The following is a 25,700-nucleotide window of genomic DNA, read 5'->3' as shown; positions in this document are numbered from 1 at the left end:
AGACATAAGAACATGAAAAATAGATTTTATATCATCATGCTATTAGCTACCGTAATTTTTGCTTCTTGTAAAAAGGATAATTACGATGCGCCAGAAGCCGATTTTACTGGTCGTTTAGTTTATAAAGGCGAGGCCATTGGTGTACAATATGGAAATGTAAATTTCGAACTCTGGCAGCCTGGTTTTGGTAATAATGGAGCCATCAATGTCAATGTAACACAAGATGGAACTTTTGGAGCCAAACTATTCGATGGCAATTACAAATTGGTGTTCACAGCCAATCAAGGCCCTTTTTTATGGCCTAAAAATTCCGCTGGCAGACAAGATACCATTGCTGTTCAAATTAATGGCAGCAAAACCATGGACCTGGAGGTAAGACCATATTACATGATTAGAAGCGCTGCTATTGCTGCCGCTTCGGGCAAGGTAAATGCGAGCTGTAAACTGGAAAAAATAATAACCGATGCCAATGCTAAGGATGTTGAGCGTGTAACTCTTTACATCAATAAAACCCAGTTTGTTGATGGTGGAAATAGTATTGCTACGCAGGATTTAACGGGTACTGCCATTGCAGATTTGAATAACCTGAGTATGTCTGTAACCATCCCTGCGCTGGTGCCTACACAAAACTATGTTTTCGCCCGCATAGGCCTGAAGATCGCTGGAGTAGAGGATATGATTTTTACCCCTTCACAAAAAATAACTTTTTAAATCTACCTATAAAAATGCCGTTGGGATCAGGTTCCAATCCTGCCCAACGGCTTCCTAATCATTCACACAAATGAAAAAACTTTCACTATTTTTTTATCTGGCTTGCAGTGCCTTTTTTGGATTCGCACAGGAGAGAAAGGCACCTGCATATCCACTTATCACCCATGATCCTTATTTTAGTGTCTGGTCTTTTACCGATCAGCTTAATGCCTCGCCCACTAAGCACTGGACTGGCACTACGCAATCTCTCATCGGAATGATTAAAGTGGATGGCAAAACCTATAGTTTTTTAGGAAATGTAGATAAAACTTATGTATCTGTAGCTCCTGGTGCCGATGAAAAGCCTTACCAGGCAAAATATACCGAACAGAAGCCTGCCAATGGCTGGGAAAAAACAAATTTTGATGATCAGCAGTGGAAAACTGGTACAGGTACTTTTGGCGATGGACAGGCAAAAACGCAATGGAGAACGGATGATATCTGGTTACGAAGAACTTTTGAGGTAACTGAACTTCCAAACCAGCAACTTAGCCTTAAAATTAGTCATGACGATAATGCGGAGGTTTTCTTAAATGGTGAATCTATTTACGATTGTCAGTGCTTCGTAGGTAAATACATTTATGTGCCCATTGACCGAAGCAAACTTAAGAAAGGCCAAAACGTTTTGGCCATCCACGTAAGAAATACCGGTGGCGGGCAATTTATTGACGCGGGTATTGTATATGAAAAACCTGCTGCTCAATTACAAAATTTAATTGCTGCAAAACAAACTGATGTAAAGATCAATGCCACACAAACACTTTATAACTTTAACTGTGGCAAGGTAGATTTAGAAGTAGCGTTTACTTCACCTCTTTTAATGAATGATTTAGATTTACTGGCGCGCCCGGTTTCTTATGTAAACTTCAAAGTAAAGGCTAATGATGGTAAAGTCCATCAGGCAGAAGTTTACTTTGGTACTTCGACTGATTTGGCGGTGAACAACAAATTTCAGGAAGTGGAAGCCAAAAGCTATACTCATGCAAACCTCTCTATACTTAAGGCCGGAACGGTAGAACAACCTGTTTTAAAGAAAAAAGGTGACGATGTGAGAATTGATTGGGGATATGCTTATGTGGCTGTAAATCAAAAGGATGGTAAACAATATTTAACCAGCGATCCAACAGCATTTATTCAGGGAAAATTAAGTGCAAGCCCAGTGTTGAAAGGAAAAAGCTTAACACTGGCAACAGTATTACCTTTTGCGGTAACGGGCCAAAAAAGTATAGATAAACAGGTTTTAGTGGCTTATGACGATCTTTATGCAGTGCAGTATTTTGGTGAAAACCTGCGGTCATGGTGGAATAAAGACGGGAATAAAAAAATCGAAAATATATTAGCTGAGGCGGCAACATCGTACACCACTGTGCTGCAAAAATGCGCAGCTTTTAATCAAACATTTCATGCTGATAACCTGAAGGCAGGCGGTGAAAAATACGCCGAACTGAATGACATCGCTTATCGCCAGGCCATTTCCGCACATAAACTGGTTGAGGCACCAAATGGAGATATTCTATTCTTATCGAAAGAAAATTTCAGTAACGGCTCAATCAATACGGTTGATGTAACTTATCCGTCTGCACCGCTATTTCTGGCCTACAATCCCGATTTATTAAAAGGAATGTTAAATGGTATCTTCTATTACAGTGAAAGCGGTAAATGGAAAAAACCTTTCGCGGCACACGATTTAGGCACCTATCCACTGGCTAACGGTCAAACTTACGGAGAGGATATGCCGGTAGAAGAATCTGGAAATATGATTATTCTCACAGCAGCAATAGCCAAAGTTGAAGGAAATGCAGATTATGCCAGAAAACACTGGCAAACTTTAAGCGTTTGGGCAGATTATTTAAGTAAAGAAGGCTTCGATCCTGCTAACCAGCTTTGTACAGATGATTTTGCTGGTCATTTGGCCAGAAATACCAATCTTTCGGTTAAAGCCATTGTAGGTTTGGGTGGTTATGGCATGCTGGCTAAAATGCTTGGAAAAGCGGAAGAAGCCAATAAATATACGGCTATGGCTAAGGATATGTCGGCCAAATGGATCCAAATGGCCAATGATGGTGATCATTTTGCCTTAACATTCGATAAAAAGAACACCTGGAGCCAAAAATATAACCTCGTGTGGGATAAGGTTTTAAATCTGGATATTTTTCCAAAGGAAGTTTACAAAAAAGAGATTGATTTTTACCTGACCAAGCAAAATGCATTCGGACTTCCCTTAGACAGCAGAAAAACGTATACCAAATCAGATTGGATTATGTGGACTGCAACGCTCACTGATAATCGTGCAGACTTCGACAAGTTTATCAACCCCATCTATAAGTATTCGATTGAAACTCCAACAAGAGTTCCTTTAAGTGATTGGCACGAAACTACTGATGGAAAGCAAGTGGGTTTCCAGGCGAGGAGTGTGGTAGGTGGCTATGCCATTAAACTATTGGATGCTAAACTCAATAACAGGTAATAGTGAAAAAGTTTGTCGTGCTTATCCTGGCCCTGGTTTTATGCCCGGGCTGGGTCTTTTCTAAACCGGTGGAGGCTCCATCCCGGATTTATTGGGCAACAGATACAATCGCGGTCGCAGATCCCACTATTTTTTTAGATAAAGGAATCTATTATTTATATGGTACCAGCAGTGACGAAGGTTTTTTGGTTTATCAATCAACCGACCTTAAAAAATGGACTGGACCAGTGGGCAAAAATAATGGCGGCTATGCGCTTGCTAAAGGACAAAGTTTTGGAACCAAAGGGTTTTGGGCACCGCAAGTATTTAAACGGGGATCAAAATATTATATGGCTTATACTGCCAATGAGCGAATTGCAATTGCAGCAAGTAATAGTCCTTTAGGCCCTTTTACGCAGCAGGAATTAAAGCCTTTGCCTGCCGATGGATTACAGATAGATCCATTTGTATTTAAGGATGCCGATGGGAAGTTTTACCTGTATCATGTGCGCTTATCCAAAGGAAACAGAATCTTCGTTGCAGAATTGAAAGCTGATTTTTCAGCAGTTAAGGAGGAAAGCCTGAAAGAATGCATCACGGCCACTCAGCCCTGGGAAAATACGCAACATGTAGACTGGCCGGTTACCGAAGGACCAACCGTGATTAAAAAGGGCAGTTTATATTACCTTTTTTATTCGGCAAATGATTTTAGAAATATCGATTATGCCGTAGGATATGCCATTTCATCTTCGCCTTATGGGCCCTGGAGAAAAGTAGCGCAGCATCCAATATTGAGCAGGAATAATGTCGGTTTCAATGGCACAGGTCATGGCGATTTTTTTACTGATAAAACAGGGCAAATCAAGTATGTTTTCCATACCCATCGCTCGGCTAAAAAGGTATCACCACGGCTAACGGCAATTGTTGATGTTAAAACCACTGTAAGTCATCAACAGGAATTAGAGTGGCAGATTTTGCCCAAAACATTTAAATTTTTAATCCGGTAATTTGAAAATTGACACGTGATGTTGAAATAATGATACGCTTTAAATTGTACAATTAAGACAAAAAGGCGTGTTTTGAATTTAAAGAAGCTAACCAAATATAAACTGATATATGAAAGCCATTTCACTCTTTCTCTTAATTTCCTTCTTCTCCATTGAAATTACAGCAGCCCAAACTTTTAAAAATCCGCTTTTACCCACCGGGGCAGATCCTTATAGCTTTTACAAAGATGGTTTTTACTATTACACACATACCACAGGAAATAGGGTAGAGCTGTGGAAGAGTAAAACCTTAGAAGGCTTAAAAGATGCACCGCATAAAACCATTTGGAAAGCTCCTGCCACTGGGCCTTATTCAAGGAGTATCTGGGCCCCCGAAGTGATGTTCTTGGAGGGGAAATGGTATGCTTATTTTGCTGCCGATAATGGTAAGAATGAAAATCATCGCATGTATGTACTGGAAAATGCTGCGCAAGATCCTATGGAAGGCGAGTGGATATTTAAAGGACAAATTACAGATCCCACTAACAAATGGGCAATTGATGGCGATGTAGCTAAAATAAACGGACAGTTGTACATGATATGGTCGGGCTGGGAAGGTGATGTAAATGGAAAACAGGAAATATTTATGGCTAAGCTTAAAAACCCCTGGACAGTTAGTGGTAAACGGGTAAAGATATCCAGTCCAAAATTTGATTGGGAGAAAATAGGTGACCTAAACGATGCTAACAATCCACCACATGTTGATGTGAATGAAGGGCCGCAATTTTTGATACATGGAGATAAGGTTTTTATCGTCTACTCGGCCAGTGGCTGTTGGACAGATTTTTATGCGCTGGGGATGTTAACCGCATCGGTAAGAGCTAATTTGCTCGACCCAAAATCCTGGACGAAATCTACCCAACCTGTATTCCAGAAATCAGTAGAAAATGGTGTTTATGCACCAGGCCATAATTCTTTCTTCAAATCGCCAGATGGTACAGAAGACTGGATTTTATACCATGCTAATGATAAACCAGGGCAGGGTTGCGGAGGATTTCGTTCTCCACGCGCACAGAAATTTACCTGGAATACTGATGGTACACCCAATTTTGGGATTCCCTTGAAAAAGGATACTGAATTACCTATCCCATCGGAAAATAAAAAATAGTAAATACTAAAACACCAATACGAACATGAGAAAATTATTACTTGGCCTATCGATCTTAGCGATCTCGACGGCTAGTTTTGCTCAAAAGGCAAAGACTGCAACCATCGGCAAGGTTTGGTCGGCTGAAAAGGCTAATCAGTGGTACGCAGAACACAAGTGGCTAACTGGTGCCAACTACATTCCTGCGAATGCCATTAATCAATTGGAAATGTGGCAGGCAGATACTTTTAGTCCTGATTTAATCGATAAGGAACTGGGTTGGGCACAGCAAATAGGATTTAATACCATGCGCGTGTTTTTACATAGTCAGGCCTGGAATCAAGATGCTGAAGGGTTTAAGAAACGCATTGACCAGTTTCTAACGATTAGTCAAAAACACGGTATACAGCCGATGTTTGTCTTTTTCGACGATTGCTGGAACAAAACTTCAACTCCAGGCAAACAACCCGCACCAAAAATCGGGGTGCATAACTCAGGTTGGTTACAAGACCCAGGAGACCCTAATTCTAAAGAAGCGGCCAACTTCCCGGCTTTGGAAAAATATGTGAAAGATATTTTAACCCGTTTCGGTAAAGATAAGCGCATTTTAATGTGGGATTTATACAACGAACCAGGAAACAGTGGAAAACTGGAGTCGACCATTCCCTTGCTTACTGCAGAAATTAAATGGGCCAGGGAGGCTAATCCCGAGCAACCGATTACCATTGGCTTATGGGATTGGAACTACGAAAAACTGAATGCGATTCAAATTGCCAATTCGGATGTGATCACTTACCACAATTACGAAGAACCGCAATGGCATGAAAGAACCATCAACCTGTTAAAAGCTCATGGAAAGCCACTTATTTGTACAGAATACATGGCCAGAACCAGGAACAGCCGTTTTTCTAATATCCTTCCGTTATTGAAAAAAGAAAATGTAGGCGCAATTAACTGGGGTTTTGTAGCAGGTAAAACCAATACCAAATATGCCTGGGATACCCCATTAGCCGATGGAAGTGATCCAATTGAGTGGTTCCATGAAATTTTTAATCCTGATGGAACACCCTACAGACAGGATGAAGTGAATTTAATTAAGAAACTTAATCAGCAGAAATAATTTAAAGGGTTGCCAAAAGCAACCCCTTTTTGTTTTACCAACCAATATGGTGATTAAACTTATATGTTTTAGATGGTGAAAAAAATAACCACCCCCGCCACTTCACTAGCCTACGCAGCCCCTCCTTGAAAAAAGTAGGGGAGTTGGGTGATTTCGATGCTTCCGAAATCTTGACTCTGAGTCCTTCTTAATGCTGAAGCTATCTCTGTGTGCTTTGTGTATTCCTCTTTATCTCTGTGGTTAATACTTTTCGATAAGTTTGCGTGCTTTGCAGTTAAAATTGAAACTTATTTTTTCTTATTTGGCTTATATGATTCGATACTTTTTACCATTTAAGGCATGTAAGTTCATTGTAATAACCACCCCAGCCACTTCACTAGTCCTACTCACCCCCTCCTTGAAAAAAGTAGGGGAGTTGGGTGATTTCGATGCTTCCGAAATCTTGACTCTGAGTCCTTCTTAATGCTGAAGCTATCTCTGTGTGCTTTGTGTATTCCTCTTTATCTCTGTGGTTAATACTTTTCGATAAGTTTGCGTGCTTTGCAGTTAAAATTGAAACTTATTTTTTCTTATTTGGCTTATATGGTGAAAAAAAACATTGGGAGGTTAAGGTTTTAGTGGTGAATAAACTTATTTGTATTATAGGGTTAAAGAGAAAATAACACCTAGGATGGTTATAATGACTATGCATTGTGATAATTCTTGGTTAAAGAATTGGTAATTTGCATTAAATCAGTCTGTTAAATGGTTTTAAACGTTATAGAGACATTTTTAATAATAATATGTACTTTTATTTTCAGAAACCAAATACTCATTCAATCATCCCTGAATAAAATTTATGACCAGATCATTAAAGGTAATTGCTTGTCTGTTATTGAGTTATTGCTTTTGTTCAGCGCAGGTAGACAAACAAACAATCAAGTACCTTGGAGTTGAGGATGGTCTTTCAAATAATGTAGTCAATTCCCTTTATCAAGATCGTTTTGGATTTATTTGGATGGGTACTTATGATGGTTTAAACCGTTATGATGGCTATAGTTTCAAGGTTTTTAGAAATAAATGGGATAATGAAAATTCGCTGATCAACAATCACATTATTGCCTTGAACGGTGATGCTAAGGATCGGGTGTGGATTGGAACCCAAAAGGGAATATCGTACTTTGATTACAGTGATACCAAAATACATCCGGTTTATTACCTTAATCAACCTCAAATTAAAATCACTTCTGCTATTAATACGATCTCGGTTTCCAAAAATGGAGATGTGTACATTGGATCAGAAGAGAAGGGATTATTTGTAGTTAAAAATGGAGCGGATAAGGCCAGTTTATTAACTATTCGCAACAACAATAGCTATTCGGTTAAAGCATCAGATTTTGATCAAAACGATGTGCTTTGGTTTAGTATTAAAGATCGTGGGATTTATACCTGGACCAATGCTGAGCTGAAACTTGTTTTTAATGGCATAAAAGGAGTGACCAAGCTTTTAAATGGAGCCAATAACCAATTATGGGTGGGTACAGAGAATGGTTTGTTTATCCTCGATAAGAAAACAAAAATTTTAAGAAGAGCGCCGTTTAAATTGAGCAATGAGAATATCATGAGCTTAAGGCTGAATAAAAACGGCCAGCTTTGGGTAGCGACAGATGGTGGTGGAATTACCATTCATGATATCAAAAAAAATCATACCGAATACCTAACTGCGGGAAAGGAGAAAGGATCGCTCAGTAGTAATTCAATTGGTGCCATTTTAGAAGATCGCGAATCCAGAAAATGGATTGCCACCCTTCGTGGTGGAGTTGATTTAATCGATTCTAAAGATACCCAGTTTAAAACCATCAATGCCGATCCCTTTCAGCAAAATACACTGGTTAATAATTTTGTGCTCTCTTTCTGTGAGGATGCCGAGCATAATATCTGGATAGGAACAGATGGAGGTGGATTAAGCATCTGGAATCCTAAGACAAAGCATTTTCAAAACCTGGTGCATCATTCAGGCAATCCGGGTACGCTTACCAGCAACTTTGTTACGAGTATCCTCAAAGACAATCAAAATACCATTTGGGTAGCCTCATTTAGTGGTGGAATAGACCGTTACGATAAATTGTCGGGAAAATTTAAACATTATCATTGTTATAATACGGTAAAGGGAATTGAAGAAGTTAACTTATGGAAACTGTTTCAAGATAGAAAAGGAAATCTCTGGGCAGGCACAACCAAGGGGGGAGCACTTTATCGATTCAATCCTTTGGCAGACAAATTCGATCTTTTTGATAATAATTTACGAGATATTCATACCATTTACGAAGATCGCTCGGGCGTATTGTGGGCCGGCAACTATACGCACCTCATCAAAATTGATGTGGCTCATAAAAAACATCAGTTTGTGCCTGTAAATTCTGCAATTAGGGCTATCCACGAAGATCGCTTCCATAATTTCTGGATCGGTACGGAGGGGGGCGGATTGCTCAACTTTAACCGGAAATCATATCAATTTGTACGTTACATTGAAGATAACGGTCTTCCGAGCAATTCTATTCTTAATATTTTAGAAGATAATAGTGGAAATCTTTGGTGCAGCACTTATAATGGACTTTCTAAATTAAATATTAAATCAAAAAGTTTTAAAAACTACTATGCTACTGATGGTCTGCAAAGCAACCAGTTTAATTATAATGCCGCACTCAAGTTAAGCAATGGTGAATTTCTTTTTGGCGGAATTAAGGGCTTCAATAAATTTTATCCCGATAGTATCAGAATCAATAAAAGAGTGCCGCAACTGGTACTAACCGATTTTAGGGTAAACAATGTTCCCATTGATGATGATCCCTATTTCGACAAGGCCTCTTCCGTTGTTAATCTTCAGGAAATATCAATACCTTTTAATGCTGCGGTAATATCTGTTGATTTTGCAGCCATAGAGTATTCCTTTCAGGATCAGATCAAGTATGCCTATTTTCTTGAAGGCTGGGACAGAGACTGGAACTTTGTAGATAAACTCAATACCGCTTATTATTCAAGATTAAATGAGGGGCACTACAAATTGCATATCAAAAGTACCGATACTGAAGGTGCCTGGAGTAATAATGAGAAGATCATTAAGATCACTATTCTACCGCCCTGGTATCGCACCTGGTGGGCTTATAGTTTATATTTTATCGCTGTTTCCAGCTTGTACTATCTATTTTGGCTCTACCGGAAAAGGCAGCAACGATTAAAACATGAGGTAGAAATTACGAACATGAAGATGGAAAAAGAAAAGGAATTGAATGAAAAGAAACTCAATTTCTTTACCAACATCTCTCATGAATTGCGTACGCCATTAACGCTGATAGTAAATCCAATAAAGGATATATTGAGCACCAAAGAATCTGGCGCAGAGAAAAATGATTTGAATGTAGTTTACCGTAATTCGAGGAGACTGCTCAGTTTAGTAGATCAATTGTTACTTTTCAGGAAAAGCGAGAGTGAAAATGATTCGCTTAAGCTGGTAGAATTGAATCTTTTTAAATTTGCCAAAGAAATTTTCATGTGTTTTAGCTATCTGGCTAAAAATAATCATATCCAGTACACTTTTCACTGTGAGGATGAAAATTTAAAAATTCAGGCAGATAAGGAAAAATTGGAAATTATTCTCTTTAATCTACTCTCAAATGCCTTGAAATTTACCCCTAAAGAAGGATTTGTAAGATTAGCTATAGTTAAAAATGCAGATCGTATCCAGATCAGTGTAAGTGATAGCGGTCCTGGTATACCGGAGGAGGTAGGCGATAAACTGTTCGATAAGTTTTATAAGGTAATGAATAAAACTTCTCTTAAAATTGGTTTTGGTATTGGTTTATATTTGGTTAAAAACTTTGTAGAACTTCATAAGGGGACAATTTCATACCAAACCAAATCAGGTGAGGGAACTACTTTTATCCTTCATTTGCCACAAGTTTCTACCATAGAGAATATTCAGCCAAGTGTAGGTTTCGATAATGAACTTACTTATGTTAATGAGCTTATTTCTCAGGAAGAAGAGGAAGAGCGCGCAGAACAGGAGCGTACTGGTCATTTGGAGTTATTGATCTCTGATTTGCATACTATTCTCATCGTTGATGATAATGAGGAAGTACTGGATTACATTCAACAAATCTTTAAAAATACTTTTAAGATTTACAGGGCTGAAAATGGTTTATATGGACTTAAAGTGGCACAAGAGTTCTTGCCAGACATTATTATTTCGGATGTAAATATGGATGGTTTAAATGGAATAGAACTTTGTAAAGCGGTGAAAGAAGATCAGGCGCTAAGCCATATTCCGGTAATTCTGTTAACGGCTGATCCGAGCAATGAGATGCGCCTAATGGGGCTCGAAGCTGGAGCATATGATTTTATTGCCAAACCGTTTGATAAGGAATTATTTACCGCTAAAATAAATAGTGTAATTAAGAACAGGACCAATTTGCAGTCTTACTTTTATAATGAAATTACCCTGAAGTCTGATACTTACAAGGTATCTCAGGAAGATAAGGGCTTTCTTCAGAGGTGTATCACCATTATTGAAGAAAACTTAATGGAAACAGAATTTAATGTAAAGAGTTTAGCTTCCGATTTAGGCATGAGTCATTCTAACCTTTATAAAAAAATCAAGACAACCTCTGGCCTGTCTATCAATAGTTTTATTAGATTTATAAGGATCAGAAAAGCAGCAGAATTATTAATCAACACCAATCTTAATATTAATGAGGCCGCCTTTAGGGTGGGGATAAATGATATTAAATATTTTAGGGAACAATTTCAAAAACAGTTTAAACTTACCCCTTCCGATTTTATTAAAAAACACCGGAAAACTTTTCACAAACATTACAGTGTGAACACCAATTTGTAATTAAAACAAGGTTTAAAAGGTAAAAAAAACATATTTTATTAAATAGCCCCCCTTAAAATGTTATTCAGCCCCCTATAAATGAGCTTAAAATTGGTGTACTTCGAAAACCAAATATAAAAAGTTGAGCAATTCAATATTCAATAGTATTAAAGCTAAATGGCAGTATGCATGCATGCTGAGTTTAATGGTTTGGGGTTTTTCCTGCCAGGCACAGGAGGGTAATTTGGTAACCATTGCTCAAAATGGTTGGGCAAAAAATTCCGTCAACGCCGTCATCTTTAGAAAAAATTCTTTAGTTAGTCACCAGGGCTTTCAATATGCAGCCTACTATGATGAAAACCAACAGGTAGTATTGGCCAAACGAAAAAGTAATGCCCAGAATTGGAAAATACAGCCTACACCTTATAAGGGGGATGCGACCGATGCACATAAATCTATTAGTATAATGGTAGATGGGGGAGGTTTTATTCATGTAGCGTGGGGGCAGCACAACAATCCTTTAAACTATGCTGTTGGCATTGCTCCTGGGTCATTGCAACTGGGGAAACGGTTAAGTATGGTAAATCAAAAGGAGGGTAATGTAACTTACCCGGAGTTTTACCGCCTAAAAAGTGGCGATCTGCTCTTTTTTTACCGGGATGGTGGGTCTGGTAATGGAAACATGATGATTAACCGGTATAGCTTGCAAACCAAAACCTGGTCAAGGGTACAAGATAATCTCATTGATGGGCAAGGCGAAAGAAATGCCTACTGGCAAACCACCATTGATAAAAATGGCACCTTGCATATTTCCTGGGTTTGGCGAGAATCACCAGATATTGCGAGTAATCATGATATGTGTTATGCGCGGTCATTGGATGGAGGTAAAACCTGGCAAAAATCCAATGGAGAAAAATATCAGTTACCTATTAATAAGGGAAATGCAGAATATTTGCTTAACATTCCTCAGAAAAGTGAGCTCATCAATCAAACCTCCATGTATGCCGATGGGGAGGGAGGAATTTTTATTGCTACTTATTGGCGCAATGCGAATACTGCCATACCACAATATCAAATCGTTTATAAAAATGCCAGGGGTTGGAAAAATTTAACGGCCAACTTTAGAAAAACACCTTTCTCGCTAAGCGGGGGAGGAACCAAAAAGATTCCGATTTCGAGGCCTCAAATCATTTCCTGGAGAAAGAATGGAAAACAGGCCGTTGCCATAGTGTTCAGGGATCTGGAGCGAGGAAATAGGGTATCCTTAGCCATTAACAAGTCTATTGATCAAAATAACTGGGAAATTAAAGACCTTACCGGCTTATCGGTTGGAGATTGGGAGCCAAGTTTTGATACCACCCTTTGGGATACAAAATCGATTTTAAACTTATTTGTACAAAAAGTAACCCAGGTAGATGGGGAGGGAAAAGCAGATATTGCACCTACAGCTGTACAGGTTTTGCAATGGAAACCTTAGTTTTATATAGGATGAAAATGAGCGTATATAAAAAGATTTGTTTGCTATTGACCCTGGGTTTGATTTTTAATCAGCCAGACGAGGCTAGTGCTCAAGAACAGGCTAAATTGCTGTTTCAGCCACAGCAGGTCAAATTGCTGCCTGGTGTTTTTAAAGAAGCCGAACAAACAGATTTAAAATATATTCTTGCGCTTGATGCAGATAGATTGCTGGCACCTTACTTAAAGGAGGCCGGTTTGAAAACCAATGCGTCAAACTATCCCAATTGGGAATCTACAGGACTACATGGGCACATGGCAGGCCACTATCTTTCTGCCTTGTCGCTCATGTATGCGTCTACTGGTGATAAAAGAGTAGGGGATAAAATTCAGTACGTACTTACAAGGCTCAAGAGCTGTCAGGATGCGAATAAGAACGGTTACCTCGGTGGCGTGCCGGGAGGCGCTGCAATGTGGACCCATGTAGCCAATGGAAATATCAAGGCAGGTAGCTTCGATCTCAATAAAAAATGGGTGCCCCTGTACAATATCCATAAAATATACGGAGGGTTGAGAGATGCCTGGTTATATACCGACAATACCTTAGCTAAAGCGATGTTGATAGATTTTTCGAATTGGTTTGTATGGTTAACAGCCAAATTAACTGATGAGCAGATTCAAAAAATGTTAATTTCTGAACATGGCGGATTAAATGAGGTCTTTGCAGATGTATATGCCATTACCAAAGACAAGCGTATGCTTAAGCTGGCTTACCAGTTCTCCGATCAGCGGATTTTAAACCCATTAGTAAAACAAAAAGACAAACTTAATGGCTTGCATGCCAATACACAAATTCCGAAAGTAATTGGTTTTGAGCGTATTGCAATGCTTAATCATGACAAGGATTATCAACAGGCAGCTCATTTTTTTTGGCAAACAGTAGTGGGTAACCGTACAACTGCGATAGGGGGCAATAGTGTTAGAGAGCATTTTAATCCATCGGATGATTTTTCTACCATGATTAGCAGTGTAGAAGGACCTGAAACCTGCAACAGTTATAACATGTTAAAACTGACTAAGCTTTTATATGAAGCCGAAGGCGCTGCAAGTTATCTGGATTATTACGAGCGCACGCTTTATAATCACATTCTTTCTTCTCAGAATCCTCATGGTGGCTTTGTATATTTTACCCCAATGCGACCGAATCATTACCGTGTTTATTCGCAAGCCCAAACCAGTTTTTGGTGCTGTGTAGGCAGTGGAATTGAAAATCACGCTAAATACAATGAGCTCATTTATGCCCATAAGGATAATGCACTGTTTGTAAATCTGTTTATTCCTTCTACTTTAGACTGGAAGGAGAAAGGCATTAAAGTTACTCAAACTACCCAGTTTCCCGAATCAGAAGAAACCAGCCTGCTGATTAATGCAAAGAAACCAGTTCAGTTAGCACTCCATATCCGCAAGCCCAATTGGGTTGCTGCCGATGGGTTTAAGGTTTTAGTGAATAATCAATTGATTGCAGCGTCTCAATCAGCGGATGGCTATATCAAAATCAATCGCCTGTGGAAAAATGGCGATCAGGTGAAGGTTCTGCTTCCGATGCACCTTGAACTGGCGCAAATGCCAGATAAATCTGCTTATTATGCAGTATTAAAGGGGCCAATTGTACTTGCCGCCAAAACAGGAAATGATGATTTAGCGGGCTTATATGCAGATGATTCCCGAATGGGGCACATCGCAAAAGGTAAACAGTACGACTTGCAAGATGCGCCGGTTTTGATTGGTGATGCAAATACGATTTCAAAGCAGATTACCCAAATCAATGGCAAGCAATCTGCCTACAGTATGGCAGCTTTTATCTATCCAAAGTCGAAATCAACACTGGAATTGATTCCCTTTTATAAAATCCATGATAGCCGGTACATGATTTATTGGCCTGTAGCAACAGAAAAAGGGCTGGAGGAGTTGAAAGGGCGCTTAGCAGCTGATGAAGATGAAAAGTTGAAAGTGGCAGCGAATACCGTAGATGTGGTCTTTCCAGGCGAACAGCAACCAGAGGTAGATCATCAATTCAAGTCTGATCAATCTAACAGTGGAACTTTTAAAAATAAACACTGGAGAAGTAGTAATACCTGGTTTTCTTACGAATTAAACAATAAGGAAAATCTGGCAAAAGCTGTTCAAATCACCTATTATGGAAAAGAGACAGGCCGAAGCTTTAAAATTCTGGTTAATGGTAAAGTGGTTGCCGAGGTGAAATTGACTACTGATTTAGGCGACGTTTTTTACAGCCGGACTTATCCCATTGCTAAAGAATTATTAGAAAGCGGAAAAACGATAAATATCAGATTTGAAGCCGATAAGAATAGTGAAACAGCCAGTATTTACGAAGTTAGGCTGTTAAAGTAATATTTAAACTACCCATTGAACCACAACATGAAAGAATACCGATCCTATCATTTTAAGTCATTATTTGTTTTGACCATGGCCTTATTACTGCTTTCGCAGGTGGTTGTGGCGCAAACGAAAGAAGCAGTATTGGCTACCATCAACAAAGTGAATACCTACTGGCAAGAAAATAATAAACCCCAGGACAGGGCTTTCTGGGATCATGCGGCCTATCATACCGGAAATATGGAGATTTTTAAGTTGACTAAAAACCCGGCCTATAAAAAGTATTCGGAAGATTGGGCCGATCATAATCAATGGATGGGAGCCAAATCTAACGATCCATCCAAATGGAAATACAATTATGGCGAAACGGATGATCATGTGCTTTTTGGCGATTGGCAGATTTGCTTTCAAACCTACATTGATCTCTACCATTTAGATCCAAAAGATTATAAAATTGCCCGTGCCAAACAGGTGATGGAGTATGAAATGAGTACTCCAAATAACGATTATTGGTGGTGGGCAGATGGTTTATACATGGTGATGCCGGTAATGACTAAACTCTATAAAACAACTGGTGACACGAAATACCTGGATAAATTGTATGCATATTTTACTTACGCCAACAGCATCATGTATGATAAGGAGGCCAAATTATATTACCGTGATGCCAAGTATGTTTATCCTAAACACAAAAGTGTAAACGGGATGAAAGATTTTTGGGCAAGGGGCGATGGATGGGTATTTGCCGGGTTGGCCAAAGTGCTTCAGGATTTACCTAAAACTGACCCGCATTACAAAGAATTTTTAAGCAAATACATCGATATGGCTAAGGCTATCGTAAAAAGTCAGCAAAGGGAGGGGTATTGGACCAGAAGTATGTTAGATGCACAACATGCCCCGGGGCCCGAAACCAGCGGGACAGCCTTTTTTACTTATGGCCTACTTTGGGGAATCAATAACGGATATCTGAAAGAGAAAGCCTTTCTGCCAGCAGCCCAAAAGGGTTGGACATATTTAACTCATACTGCCCTTCAAAGTAATGGTAAAATTGGTTATGTGCAGCCTATAGGAGAAAAAGCAATTCCAGGACAGGTGGTAGATGCAAATTCTACAGCCAATTTTGGAGTGGGTGCATTTCTATTGGCTGGCTGCGAAATGTATAGATTCCTGGAACAGAAAAACAATTGATGATGATGAGAAAAAGTACATACGTAATTTTAGCAATGCTTTTACTTTCAATGGGAGTATTCGCACAGAAACGTAAAGTAGCTAAAAAACAAGAAGCGCTAAGCGACAGGCAGTTCTGGTTACAGCAAATGGATAAGATGGTGAAGCCTGTATTGTATAACCTTGCTCAAGATAGTTTGAGAATAGCAATGCCCAAGGTTACTTCTGTGCATATTGATAATAAAGAGCACCGCATAAAAGTGCAATATGTGGAGGTTTTAGGTCGTGTTTTAAGTGGAATAGCCCCTTGGTTACAATTAGAAGGAGGTTCTGCCGAAGAGGTTGCCTTACGGAAAAAATACCGTGACTGGGCCGTAAAAGGTATCAGTAATGCTTTAGATTCTAATGCCAAAGACTTTATGAATTTTAATATTGGCGGGCAGCAATTGGTAGATGCTTCTTATGTAGCCTATGCATTTGTGCGTGCACCATGGTTATGGGAAAACATCGGAAAGAAAAATCAACAGTTACTGGTTAAATCTATTCAAACCACGCGCCAGTTTAAACCTGTATTTTCTAACTGGTTGCTCTTTTCTGCTATGAATGAAGCTTTTCTGGCCAAATATGGCTTTGATTGGGATCCTATGCGTGTAGATTATGCCTTGCAGCAATTAGAACAGTGGTATGTGGGCGATGGCATGTATTCGGATGGCACAAGTTATGCTTTTGACTACTACAACAGCTATGTTATTCATCCATATTTAGCAGCTTTGGTAGACATAATTGGCAAGAAAACGACTGCTTATAATACTATGTTTGACAAGATTAAAAAACGCAACGAGCGTTATGCGATCATTCAGGAGAGATTAATCAATGCGGATGGAACTTATCCTGCAACAGGCCGGTCAATCGTTTATCGCGGTGCGGCTTTTCATCACCTCGCCGATATGGCCTGGAGGAAAGCGTTGCCAAAGCAACTAAGTCCTGAGCAGGTACGTTGTGCGCTAACAGCAGTCATCAGAAAAACCCTCGAAAGCCCAACTACTTATAAAAATGGTTGGTTAACCATTGGTTTGTATGGCGAACAACCCAACCTTGGCGATTTTTATAACAATCAGGGGAGTCCCTATATCTGTACCAATATATTTCTTCCACTAGGTTTGCCAGAAAGCGATCAGTTTTGGTCGGGGCCTGCTGCCCGGTGGAGTGCCCAAAAGATTTGGAGCGGGGAAGATTTTCCTAATGATCACAGTGCTAATTTAAAGTAGAAAATAATTGAAATTATATAGATATCAAAAAATGACAACAGCTAGCCGTAACCTAATGGGATTAATAATCATGTTTGTTGGTTTTGGCCTTCAAACAAATGCCCAAACCTATACCGATTTTAATCCGGGTCAAATCTGGAAGGATGATAAAGGAGTACACATCAATGCCCATGGCGGAGGAATTGTAAATGTTAAGGGCGTTTACTATTGGTTTGGAGAGCACAAAGTGGCTGGTGAACTGGGTAATACAGCTCAGGTGGGCGTACACTGCTACTTTTCTAAAGATTTATACAACTGGAAAGATGAGGGGATTGCACTTGCTGTAGTGAATGATCCGAGCAGTGATATTGCCAAAGGTTCTATCATAGAAAGACCGAAAGTAGTTTACAACAAGAAAACGAAGAAATTTGTAATGTGGTTCCATTTGGAGCTTTTGGGTAAAGGTTACGCAGCTGCCCGTACGGGAGTTGCAGTTGCTGATAAAGCAACCGGACCTTACACATTTATTAAAAGCTACCGCCCAAATGCCGGTAAACAGCCCTTTTACGCCGTAGGAACGCCTGAAACGGAAAAGGTAAACTGTGAACAACCTAAAGATAAGGTTGATGGTTTTTTTTGTAGAGACCTGCCAGGCGGTCAGATGGCCAGGGATATGACTGTTTTTGTAGATGATGACGGTAAGGCTTATCATGTATTTTCTTCTGAAGAGAATTTTACCCTGCATTTGGCAGAGCTAACGCCAGATTACCTCAGTCATACCGGAAAGTTTATTCGCATTTATGTAGGGCAACAAACAGAGGCACCTGCACTCTTCAAAAAAGATGGTGTCTACTATATGGTCGGATCGGGATGTACGGGCTGGGCACCAAATCCGGCAAGATGGTTTAAGGCAAGTTCTATTTGGGGGCCATGGACTTTTATGGGAAATCCTTGTGAAGGAGAAGGGGCAAACAAAACTTTTGGAGGGCAAAGCACACATGTGTTGCCTGCACCTGGTAAACCTGGCCAATTTATTTTTATGGCTGATAAATGGGAGCCGAAGGATGCTATAGATGGCCGTTATTTATGGTTACCAATACATTTTGAAGGTGATAAGATCAAAATCAGGTGGATGGACAAATGGAACTTAAGCGTTTTTAAATAAAGCCAGAAAACAATAGAATTTCTTCATAAAGTTCTTTGAACTACTCAAAAATGAGTGGATAGGGGATGCTTTGTCTCAAAAAATTAGAATATGAATCATTTAACAACTCAATATCTATGAAAAAAAATATCTTATTAACAATTGCAATGTGTTTCTCTATGCTGGCTTTTAGTCAGAAGAAAGCACACGAGTTTAAATTGGGAGATAATGATTTCCTGCTGGATGGAAAACCTTTCCAAATTATTTCGGGAGAATTGCATTACCCGCGGGTACCTAAAGAAGCCTGGAGAGATCGAATGAAAATGGCCAAGGCGATGGGCTTAAATACCATTGGTACCTACGTTTTCTGGAACTTACACGAACCTCAAAAAGATCAGTTTGATTTTTCGGGTAATAACAACATAGCCGAATTTGTAAAAATTGCAGCCGAGGAAGGCCTTTGGGTAATCTTGCGCCCAAGCCCGTATGTATGTGCAGAGTGGGAGTTCGGTGGTTATCCTTATTGGCTGCAAAATGAAAAGGGTTTAGTAGTTAGAAGTAGAGAAAAACAATACCTCGAAGAATATAGGAAGTATATTAACGAAGTAGGGAAGCAGCTGGCTGCTTTACAGGTTAATCATGGTGGAAATGTATTGATGGTGCAAATTGAAAATGAGTATGGTTCTTATGGCTCAGATAAGGAATATCTGGAAATTAACCGCAAGATGTTTGTAGATGCCGGCTTTGACGGATTACTCTATACTTGTGATCCTGAAGCAGATATCCGGGATGGTCACTTGCCGGGTTTATTACCTGCCATCAATGGTCAGGATAATCCCGAAAAGGTAAAATCTAAAATTTCAGCTTTGCATAACGGTAAGGGGCCGTTCTTCATTGCCGAATGGTATCCGGCCTGGTTCGATTGGTGGGGAACACCACATCACACCGTTCCGGCAGAAAAATATACGAAAAAGCTCGATTCAGTACTTTCTGCAGGTATTTCCATTAATATGTACATGTTTCACGGAGGAAGTACCAGGAGCTTTATGAATGGGGCAAACTATAAAGATATTTCTCCTTATGAACCGCAAACCAGTAGTTACGATTACGATGCACCGCTAAATGAAGCCGGGAATGCTACTGAAAAATTCAGGCAGTTTAGGGCTGTTATTGAAAGACACTTACCAGCAGGGCAGCGCTTGCCGGCTATTCCTGAGGATAAAAAGACAATTGTTATTCCCGCAGTTGCGCTTAACCAAAGTATTAACCTGTTTTCTGCTCTACCAGCTGCGGTTAAAAATGTTAATCCCTTAACTTTTGAAGATTTAAAACAAGACTATGGCTATGTGCTATACAGAACAACTTTAAAGGGGGGCAAAACAGGCCTGCTTAAATTGAATAAGCTTCGCGATTATGCAGTTATTTACCTGAACCAGAAAAAGGCGGGAGTACTGGATAGAAGGTTAACACAAGATAGCCTGCAGATTACACTTCCTGAAGGCGATGTGCAGCTGGATATTTTAGTAGAAAATATGGGCAGGATTAACTTTGGTAAATACCTTTTAGAAAACAAAAAGGGAATAACAGAAAGTGTATGGTTTGCAGGGGAAAAATTATCAAACTGGTCTATGTATGGCCTTCCATTCAATGATATCATGAGCTTTAAAAATAAGGGTACTGCTTCGGCTTCCAATCCGGATCTTCCAACTATAAAAAGCGGCCAGTTCGAATTGAAGGAAACTGGAGACACTTATTTAGATATGCGTAGCTGGGGCAAGGGGATTGTTTGGGTTAATGGGCATAACCTGGGTAAATACTGGGCAATTGGTCCTCAGCAAACATTATATCTTCCGGCAGAATGGCTCAAAAAAGGAAAGAACGATATTGTGGTTTTAGAATTATTGAAGCCAGCAGGAAAAACAATTTCCACATTGTCTAATCCTATCTTAAATGAGTTGAAAAATTAAACGTTGCTTAGACGATTAAATTTTAAGGCAGAAGTATGAAAATGGGGTTAAATGTGTTTTTTTAAGTTAAAATCACAATTTAACCCCTATTTATTACCGTATTACCCCTCACGTTCGCTCTGTTTTTAGTAGTTAATTTGTTACAACCAAATAATAAAATGATGAGCAATAAGATTAAGGTACCGTCGGGATAACCATCCGTCAATTGAACATTAATCTGGCTAATTAGATTGATGTAGAGAGGACAAGACAGTCTTCCAAACCAACTAACCAATAAACCATAACAAATTATTTATGAGAAAAAACTTACCTCAGTTTTTAAGTTTTTGTTTTCTTGTCCTGGTAATCCTTTTTGCCAAGTCATCCTATGGCCTTAGCAACAGGCCGGATACCATTCCTTTGTTTAAAGCTACTGTTTTAGATGAGAGCCAGGCACCTTTGCAACGGGTAAAGATTCAGGTTCAGGGTACAAAAACTTCCGTGTTAACAGAAGCTAATGGAGCTTTTGCCATCCCCGCCAAAATTAATGATGTATTGTTGTTAAGTTTTGATGACCAGGTGTTTTTAAAGTACAAGATTGAAAGCTTATCTGTTAATGCGATAATTGTTTCCTCACAGAACCCCGTGGTAAAACAACATCGTATGGTTAAAATGATGTTTGGCATTGAGGTTCCTGCAAACCGTACCCCTGCTTCAGTAGATGTTGTGTATAATGCAGATTTAACTAAAATGCCTGTAACCTCAGTAGCCAATGCGCTTACGGGTCGGCTTTCCGGCCTTTATACCCTTCAGTCGTCGGGGCAACCTGGGGCCGATGGAGCTTCACTTAGCTTACGTGGGCGCACACCGGCAGTATTCATTGATGGTGTACCCCGTGGTTTCTCCATTGTAAATCTGGATGAGATTGAGTCGGTAACCGTATTGAAAGATGCGCTGGCCTCCGGACAGTTAGGTGGTAAAGGCTTTAACGGCGCTGTACTCATCAATACCAGGAGGGGAACAAATGCTAAACAAAGCATTTCATTCACCGCACAAACTGCTTTTCAGCAATCTCTCAAGTACGCCCAGCCGCTTGATGCATTTAATTATGCCTCCTTGTACAATGAAGCATTAACCAATAATGGCCTGGCTACGGTATATACCCAGGCAGACTTAACCGCTTATCAAAATCAGAGCGATCCTTACGGGCATCCAAATGTGAATTGGGTAGACCAGGTGCTAAAAGAGAATACGCGGTTAGATCAATATAATATCAACTTCAGAGGCGGAAATGAGTGGGGAAGGTATTTCGTATCTATGCAACACCTTAATCAAACAGGCTTTTTACAAACCTCGCCCGAAAATAACTACGATACCAACAACAAGTTCAAGAGCTATGTAGTCCGCTCTAATGTTGATGTTAATATCACTAAAAGCTTGTCGGCAGGGATAAACCTGCTCGGAAGAATTTTAAATAGTAACGACCCAGGTTATATCAATCCTGGAGGAAACGTTGTTAATGCGCAAGGCATTTTTTCAGCCGTGATTAACACACCCCGAAACGCCTATCCGGTATTTAATCCCAATGGATCATACGGTACCTCACCTAATTTTCAAACCAATTTATACGGGCAATCGGTAAATTCTGGTTATGTTGCCAATTACAAACGTGATGTGCTTGCCGATTTATTTGTGAAACGTACACTCGATGAGATTACCAAAGGCTTGTGGGTAAGGGCAGCGGTAGCCTTGTCTTCTACCATTTCTGAAAACAATAACAGAACAAAGTCTTTCGCCTCCTTTTACTATAACCCAACAACCAAAACCTATACCCAATATGGTAACAATGGCATTCAAGGTAATAGTAACTTCATAAATTACCAGGGAAGAGCAGATTACCTGGAGCTTAAGCTAGGCTATGACAGGTCTTTCGGTAAAAGCGATGTTTCAAGTGTTTTGTTTGCCAACCGGGATAACATTGTATCCGGATCAGATTTGCCCTACACTTTAAAGGGGCTTGCCGGCAGAACACAATATACTTATAACAACACTTATACTGCTGAGCTGGCCTATGCCGTTAATGGTTCAAATTATTACCCACCTTCAGGAGATAATAAATATGGATTTTATCCTTCTGCGGGTTTGTCATGGACCGTTTCAAATGAGAAATTTTTCCCTAAAAACAGTTTCGTTAATGATTTAAGGATATTTTCATCCTATGGTGTTAACGGAAATGATAACCCTGGTTATTTTACCTATATACAACGATATTTTGATGGTCCTGCGGTATATTTTGGCAGCAGTGCAGGCTCTAATACCAGTATTTTTGAACAACCGCTGGCCAGAACGAACTTAACTTTCGAAAAAGCAAATAAATTCAATTTAGGTCTTCAAACCGGATTATTCCAGAATAAGCTTGGTTTGAAGGTAGAATACTACAACAATAAATTTTATGATTTGCTGATGCAAAGGGGGAAAAATTCAACCATCATCGGACAAACTTATCCGGATGAAAACATCGGGCAATACCGGTATACGGGTTTAGATTTTAATCTGAATTGGCAACAAGCGATCAGCAAGCAGGCAAGTTATTTTATTGTGCTCAGTGGAGGTTTGCAAAACTCGGAAGTGGTTTACATTGATGAGGTAAATCAGCCTTATCCCTGGATGAGGAAAACCGGCGAAATGGTAGGGCAAACCTTTGGTTACCTCGCAGAGGGATTATTCCAGAATCAAACTGAAATTAATAACAGCGCCAAATTGGTTGGTTATACTGCACAACCTGGCGACATCAGATACCGTGACCTTAATGGTGACAATATCATCAACCAGTTTGATCAAACAGCCATCGGGCAAAATAAACCATTACTCTTCATGGGCTTAAGCTTAGGTTTCCAATTTAAGTCCTTTGATTTCAGTGCCTTGATTCAGGGGGTAGCAAACAGGAAAATTTACTTGTCGGGAAACACCGAATGGGCGTTTCAGAATAATGGGCTTGGACAAGCTTGGGAGCATAGTTTAGACCGCTGGACACCTGCAACAGCTGCTTCAGCCACTTATCCACGGTTAACGGTAGGGACCAATATTAATAACGAAGCAACCTCTACATTTTGGATGAAATCAGGTGATTACCTTCGGTTAAAGAATATTGAAATCGGCTATAGCTTGCCAAAATCATTATTAAACCGCATAAAACTCAGCACTATTCGGGTATTTGCCAGCGGAACAAACCTTTTAACTTTCTCTGCTTACGACCGGGTTGATCCCGAGGTTTATAATGGCACATATCCATTACAGCGATTATTAAATGTAGGCGTAAACATTAAATTCTAGAACATGAGCGGATCTGTAAAACATATAACAATGCTTTTATTAAGCATATATTTAATAGTGTCAATAACTTCTTGCAAACGAGTGGAAACGGAACCTCGCGACTGGATTAGAGAGGATTTGGTTTGGGATGAGAAAGACTTGAATGCCACTGTAGCCGGTTTTTTTCTCAACAGTGTTTATTCTTATATTCCATCGGGCTTTAACAGGATTGGAGGCGACTACCTGGATGCCGCTTCAGGTGATGCAATTCCCTCAAGAAATAACCAAACTGTAGAATATTATACCAATGGACAAATCAGTGTACTTAATAATCCTGATCCTTATTGGGCAAGTAGTTACGCTGGTGTTAGGGCTGCAAATATTTTTCTGTCTAACATAGACCGGGTGCCAATGGCCGCTCAAACCAAAAGATACTGGAAAGCTGAAGCCAGGTATGTGAGGGCATTGATGTATTTCGAACTGCTGAAAAGATATGGGGGCATTCCATTGGTAGGAAATAAGGTACTTACGGTAGATGATAAGCTCGAACTACCCAGAAACAGCTATGCCGACTGTGTGAATTACATTGTTAACGAATGTGATGCCATTAAGGACAGTTTGAGGTTAGAAACGGGTGCAAATTACACCACCTCAGACTGGGGCCGCATTGCTAAAGGAGCTGCAATTGCACTCAAATGCCGTACCTATCTGTATGCTGCCAGTCCGTTGTTTAATGGTGGAGCAGTTGAAGGCGATCTTGCTAAGAAAATACTGACCAGCTACCCGGCTTATGATGTCAATCGTTGGCAGTTGGTAGTGAATGCCGCGCAGGAACTTATCGGTCTGAATTATTATGCACTTAACTCCTCTTTTGGTAATGTATTTACTGTTAACAAAAACACCGAGGTAATCTTAAGTAAACAGGGCGCAACAAACTTTAGTGTCGAAACCAATAATGCTCCCGTTGGATTCAGTAATCCGGTAAGCTTTGGGCGTACCAGTCCGACAGCACAATTTGTAAACGCTTTTCCGATGAACAACGGTTTGGCCATCACAGCAGCGGGAAGTGGTTATAATGCACAATCACCCTATACCAACAGGGATCCGCGTTTGGCCTTAACCGTTTTCTATAATGGCTACAAATGGTTAAACAGAAATATTCAAACTTATGACGGCGGTTTAGACAAGCCAGGTGGTTCTGTTGTGCAAACCAAAACAGGGTATTACCTGCGCAAGTTCATGGCCGATTTTTCTTCCAATACTGCTTATAGTAACCAATATCACAATTTCGTACTCTTCAGGTATGCAGAGGTTATCTTAAACTACGCAGAAGCGTTAAACGAATTGGGTAGGACCGAAGATGCTGTAGCCCAGCTTATTCTGATCAGAAAAAGAGCAGGTATCCTCGCAGGAACTAATAACAGGTATGGCGTACCAAGTGGAATTTCACAAACAGACTTCCGCGTTCTTCTTCAAAACGAACGCCGGATAGAACTGGCCTTTGAGGAACATCGTTTTTGGGACATCCGTAGGTGGAAAACAGCACCAGATGTTTTAAATGGCAGCCTTAGCGGTACCAAAATCACCTTAAACGGTACAGTATTGAACTTTCAGGATGTGAATGTAGCAACGGTAAGTTTTAGTAATAAACTCTATCACATGCCACTTCCGTACGATGAAGTGATCAAAAATAACCAATTGATTCAAAATGAAGGTTGGTAATCAGTCAAC

Annotated in this window: 14 protein-coding genes; all 14 read left to right on the top strand. The window is 39.9% G+C overall.

From position 1 onward, the window contains the following. Window positions 1-12: 12 nt before the first annotated feature. The 14 genes from BMX11_RS06550 to BMX11_RS06485 all read left to right on the top strand — a co-directional run bounded on the left by BMX11_RS06550 (window position 13) and on the right by BMX11_RS06485 (window position 25,691). Entirely contained in the window at window positions 13-711 is a 699-nt protein-coding gene (locus tag BMX11_RS06550; protein WP_090882674.1) for a DUF3823 domain-containing protein, read from the top strand. A gap of 70 nt (window positions 712-781) precedes the next feature. Beyond that, window positions 782-3,217 (top strand): glutaminase family protein, encoded by a 2,436-nt coding sequence (locus tag BMX11_RS06545; protein WP_090882672.1) that lies wholly within the window; start codon window positions 782-784, stop codon window positions 3,215-3,217. Between the two features lie 2 nt (window positions 3,218-3,219). Next, window positions 3,220-4,203: a glycoside hydrolase family 43 protein gene (locus tag BMX11_RS06540; RefSeq protein ID WP_245738595.1), complete on the top strand. Its 984-nt coding sequence runs from the start codon at window positions 3,220-3,222 to the stop codon at window positions 4,201-4,203. 109 nt (window positions 4,204-4,312) lie between these two features. Continuing rightward, window positions 4,313-5,350 carry a glycoside hydrolase family 43 protein gene (locus BMX11_RS06535; protein WP_090882667.1) on the top strand — a complete coding sequence of 346 codons (1,038 nt, stop codon included), beginning with the start codon at window positions 4,313-4,315 and terminating at the stop codon, window positions 5,348-5,350. Window positions 5,351-5,375: 25 nt separating this feature from the next. Next, window positions 5,376-6,449 (top strand): cellulase family glycosylhydrolase, encoded by a 1,074-nt coding sequence (locus tag BMX11_RS06530; protein WP_090882665.1) that lies wholly within the window; start codon window positions 5,376-5,378, stop codon window positions 6,447-6,449. Between the two features lie 838 nt (window positions 6,450-7,287). Next, on the top strand, window positions 7,288-11,322 hold the full coding sequence (locus BMX11_RS06525) for a two-component regulator propeller domain-containing protein (protein WP_090882663.1): 4,035 nt from the start codon (window positions 7,288-7,290) through the stop codon (window positions 11,320-11,322). 121 nt (window positions 11,323-11,443) lie between these two features. Further along, window positions 11,444-12,778, top strand: coding sequence for a BNR repeat-containing protein (locus BMX11_RS06520; RefSeq protein WP_245738594.1), 1,335 nt, complete (start codon window positions 11,444-11,446; stop codon window positions 12,776-12,778). A 17-nt stretch (window positions 12,779-12,795) separates the two neighbouring features. Beyond that, window positions 12,796-15,168, top strand: coding sequence for a glycoside hydrolase family 127 protein (locus BMX11_RS06515; protein ID WP_090882931.1), 2,373 nt, complete (start codon window positions 12,796-12,798; stop codon window positions 15,166-15,168). A gap of 27 nt (window positions 15,169-15,195) precedes the next feature. After that, window positions 15,196-16,341 (top strand): glycoside hydrolase family 88/105 protein, encoded by a 1,146-nt coding sequence (locus tag BMX11_RS06510; protein WP_217643813.1) that lies wholly within the window; start codon window positions 15,196-15,198, stop codon window positions 16,339-16,341. After that, window positions 16,341-17,588 carry a DUF2264 domain-containing protein gene (locus BMX11_RS06505; protein WP_217643812.1) on the top strand — a complete coding sequence of 416 codons (1,248 nt, stop codon included), beginning with the start codon at window positions 16,341-16,343 and terminating at the stop codon, window positions 17,586-17,588. Before BMX11_RS06510 ends, BMX11_RS06505 begins: the two co-directional genes overlap by 1 nt. A 55-nt stretch (window positions 17,589-17,643) precedes the next feature. After that, the gene (locus BMX11_RS06500) at window positions 17,644-18,732 is read left to right on the top strand and encodes a glycoside hydrolase family 43 protein (RefSeq protein ID WP_090882927.1); all 1,089 of its coding nucleotides are present in this window, start codon (window positions 17,644-17,646) and stop codon (window positions 18,730-18,732) included. A 116-nt stretch (window positions 18,733-18,848) separates the two neighbouring features. Further along, window positions 18,849-20,678, top strand: a complete 1,830-nt coding sequence (locus BMX11_RS06495; RefSeq protein WP_090882657.1) for a glycoside hydrolase family 35 protein — start codon at window positions 18,849-18,851, stop codon at window positions 20,676-20,678. Between the two features lie 294 nt (window positions 20,679-20,972). Then, entirely contained in the window at window positions 20,973-23,990 is a 3,018-nt protein-coding gene (locus BMX11_RS06490; RefSeq protein ID WP_090882655.1) for a SusC/RagA family TonB-linked outer membrane protein, read from the top strand. Between the two features lie 81 nt (window positions 23,991-24,071). Then, the gene (locus tag BMX11_RS06485) at window positions 24,072-25,691 is read left to right on the top strand and encodes a RagB/SusD family nutrient uptake outer membrane protein (protein WP_175474490.1); all 1,620 of its coding nucleotides are present in this window, start codon (window positions 24,072-24,074) and stop codon (window positions 25,689-25,691) included. Window positions 25,692-25,700: the final 9 nt, after the last annotated feature.

It is taken from the genome of Pedobacter rhizosphaerae, from assembly GCF_900111155.1.
GTDB lineage: Bacteria > Bacteroidota > Bacteroidia > Sphingobacteriales > Sphingobacteriaceae > Pedobacter > Pedobacter rhizosphaerae.
This window is presented reverse-complemented; position numbering and strand designations above follow the sequence as displayed.

Excerpts from the sequence above, each read along its gene's own strand:
- BMX11_RS06495 (WP_090882657.1), top strand. The coding sequence starts at position 18,849 with ATGAAAAAAAATATCTTATTAACAATTGCAATGTGTTTCTCTATGCTG.
- BMX11_RS06530 (WP_090882665.1), top strand. The coding sequence starts at position 5,376 with ATGAGAAAATTATTACTTGGCCTATCGATCTTAGCGATCTCGACGGCT.
- BMX11_RS06550 (WP_090882674.1), top strand. The coding sequence starts at position 13 with ATGAAAAATAGATTTTATATCATCATGCTATTAGCTACCGTAATTTTT.
- BMX11_RS06525 (WP_090882663.1), top strand. The coding sequence starts at position 7,288 with ATGACCAGATCATTAAAGGTAATTGCTTGTCTGTTATTGAGTTATTGC.
- BMX11_RS06510 (WP_217643813.1), top strand. The coding sequence starts at position 15,196 with ATGAAAGAATACCGATCCTATCATTTTAAGTCATTATTTGTTTTGACC.
- BMX11_RS06515 (WP_090882931.1), top strand. The coding sequence starts at position 12,796 with ATGAGCGTATATAAAAAGATTTGTTTGCTATTGACCCTGGGTTTGATT.
- BMX11_RS06500 (WP_090882927.1), top strand. The coding sequence starts at position 17,644 with ATGGGATTAATAATCATGTTTGTTGGTTTTGGCCTTCAAACAAATGCC.
- BMX11_RS06545 (WP_090882672.1), top strand. The coding sequence starts at position 782 with ATGAAAAAACTTTCACTATTTTTTTATCTGGCTTGCAGTGCCTTTTTT.
- BMX11_RS06490 (WP_090882655.1), top strand. The coding sequence starts at position 20,973 with ATGAGAAAAAACTTACCTCAGTTTTTAAGTTTTTGTTTTCTTGTCCTG.
- BMX11_RS06535 (WP_090882667.1), top strand. The coding sequence starts at position 4,313 with ATGAAAGCCATTTCACTCTTTCTCTTAATTTCCTTCTTCTCCATTGAA.
- BMX11_RS06505 (WP_217643812.1), top strand. The coding sequence starts at position 16,341 with ATGATGATGAGAAAAAGTACATACGTAATTTTAGCAATGCTTTTACTT.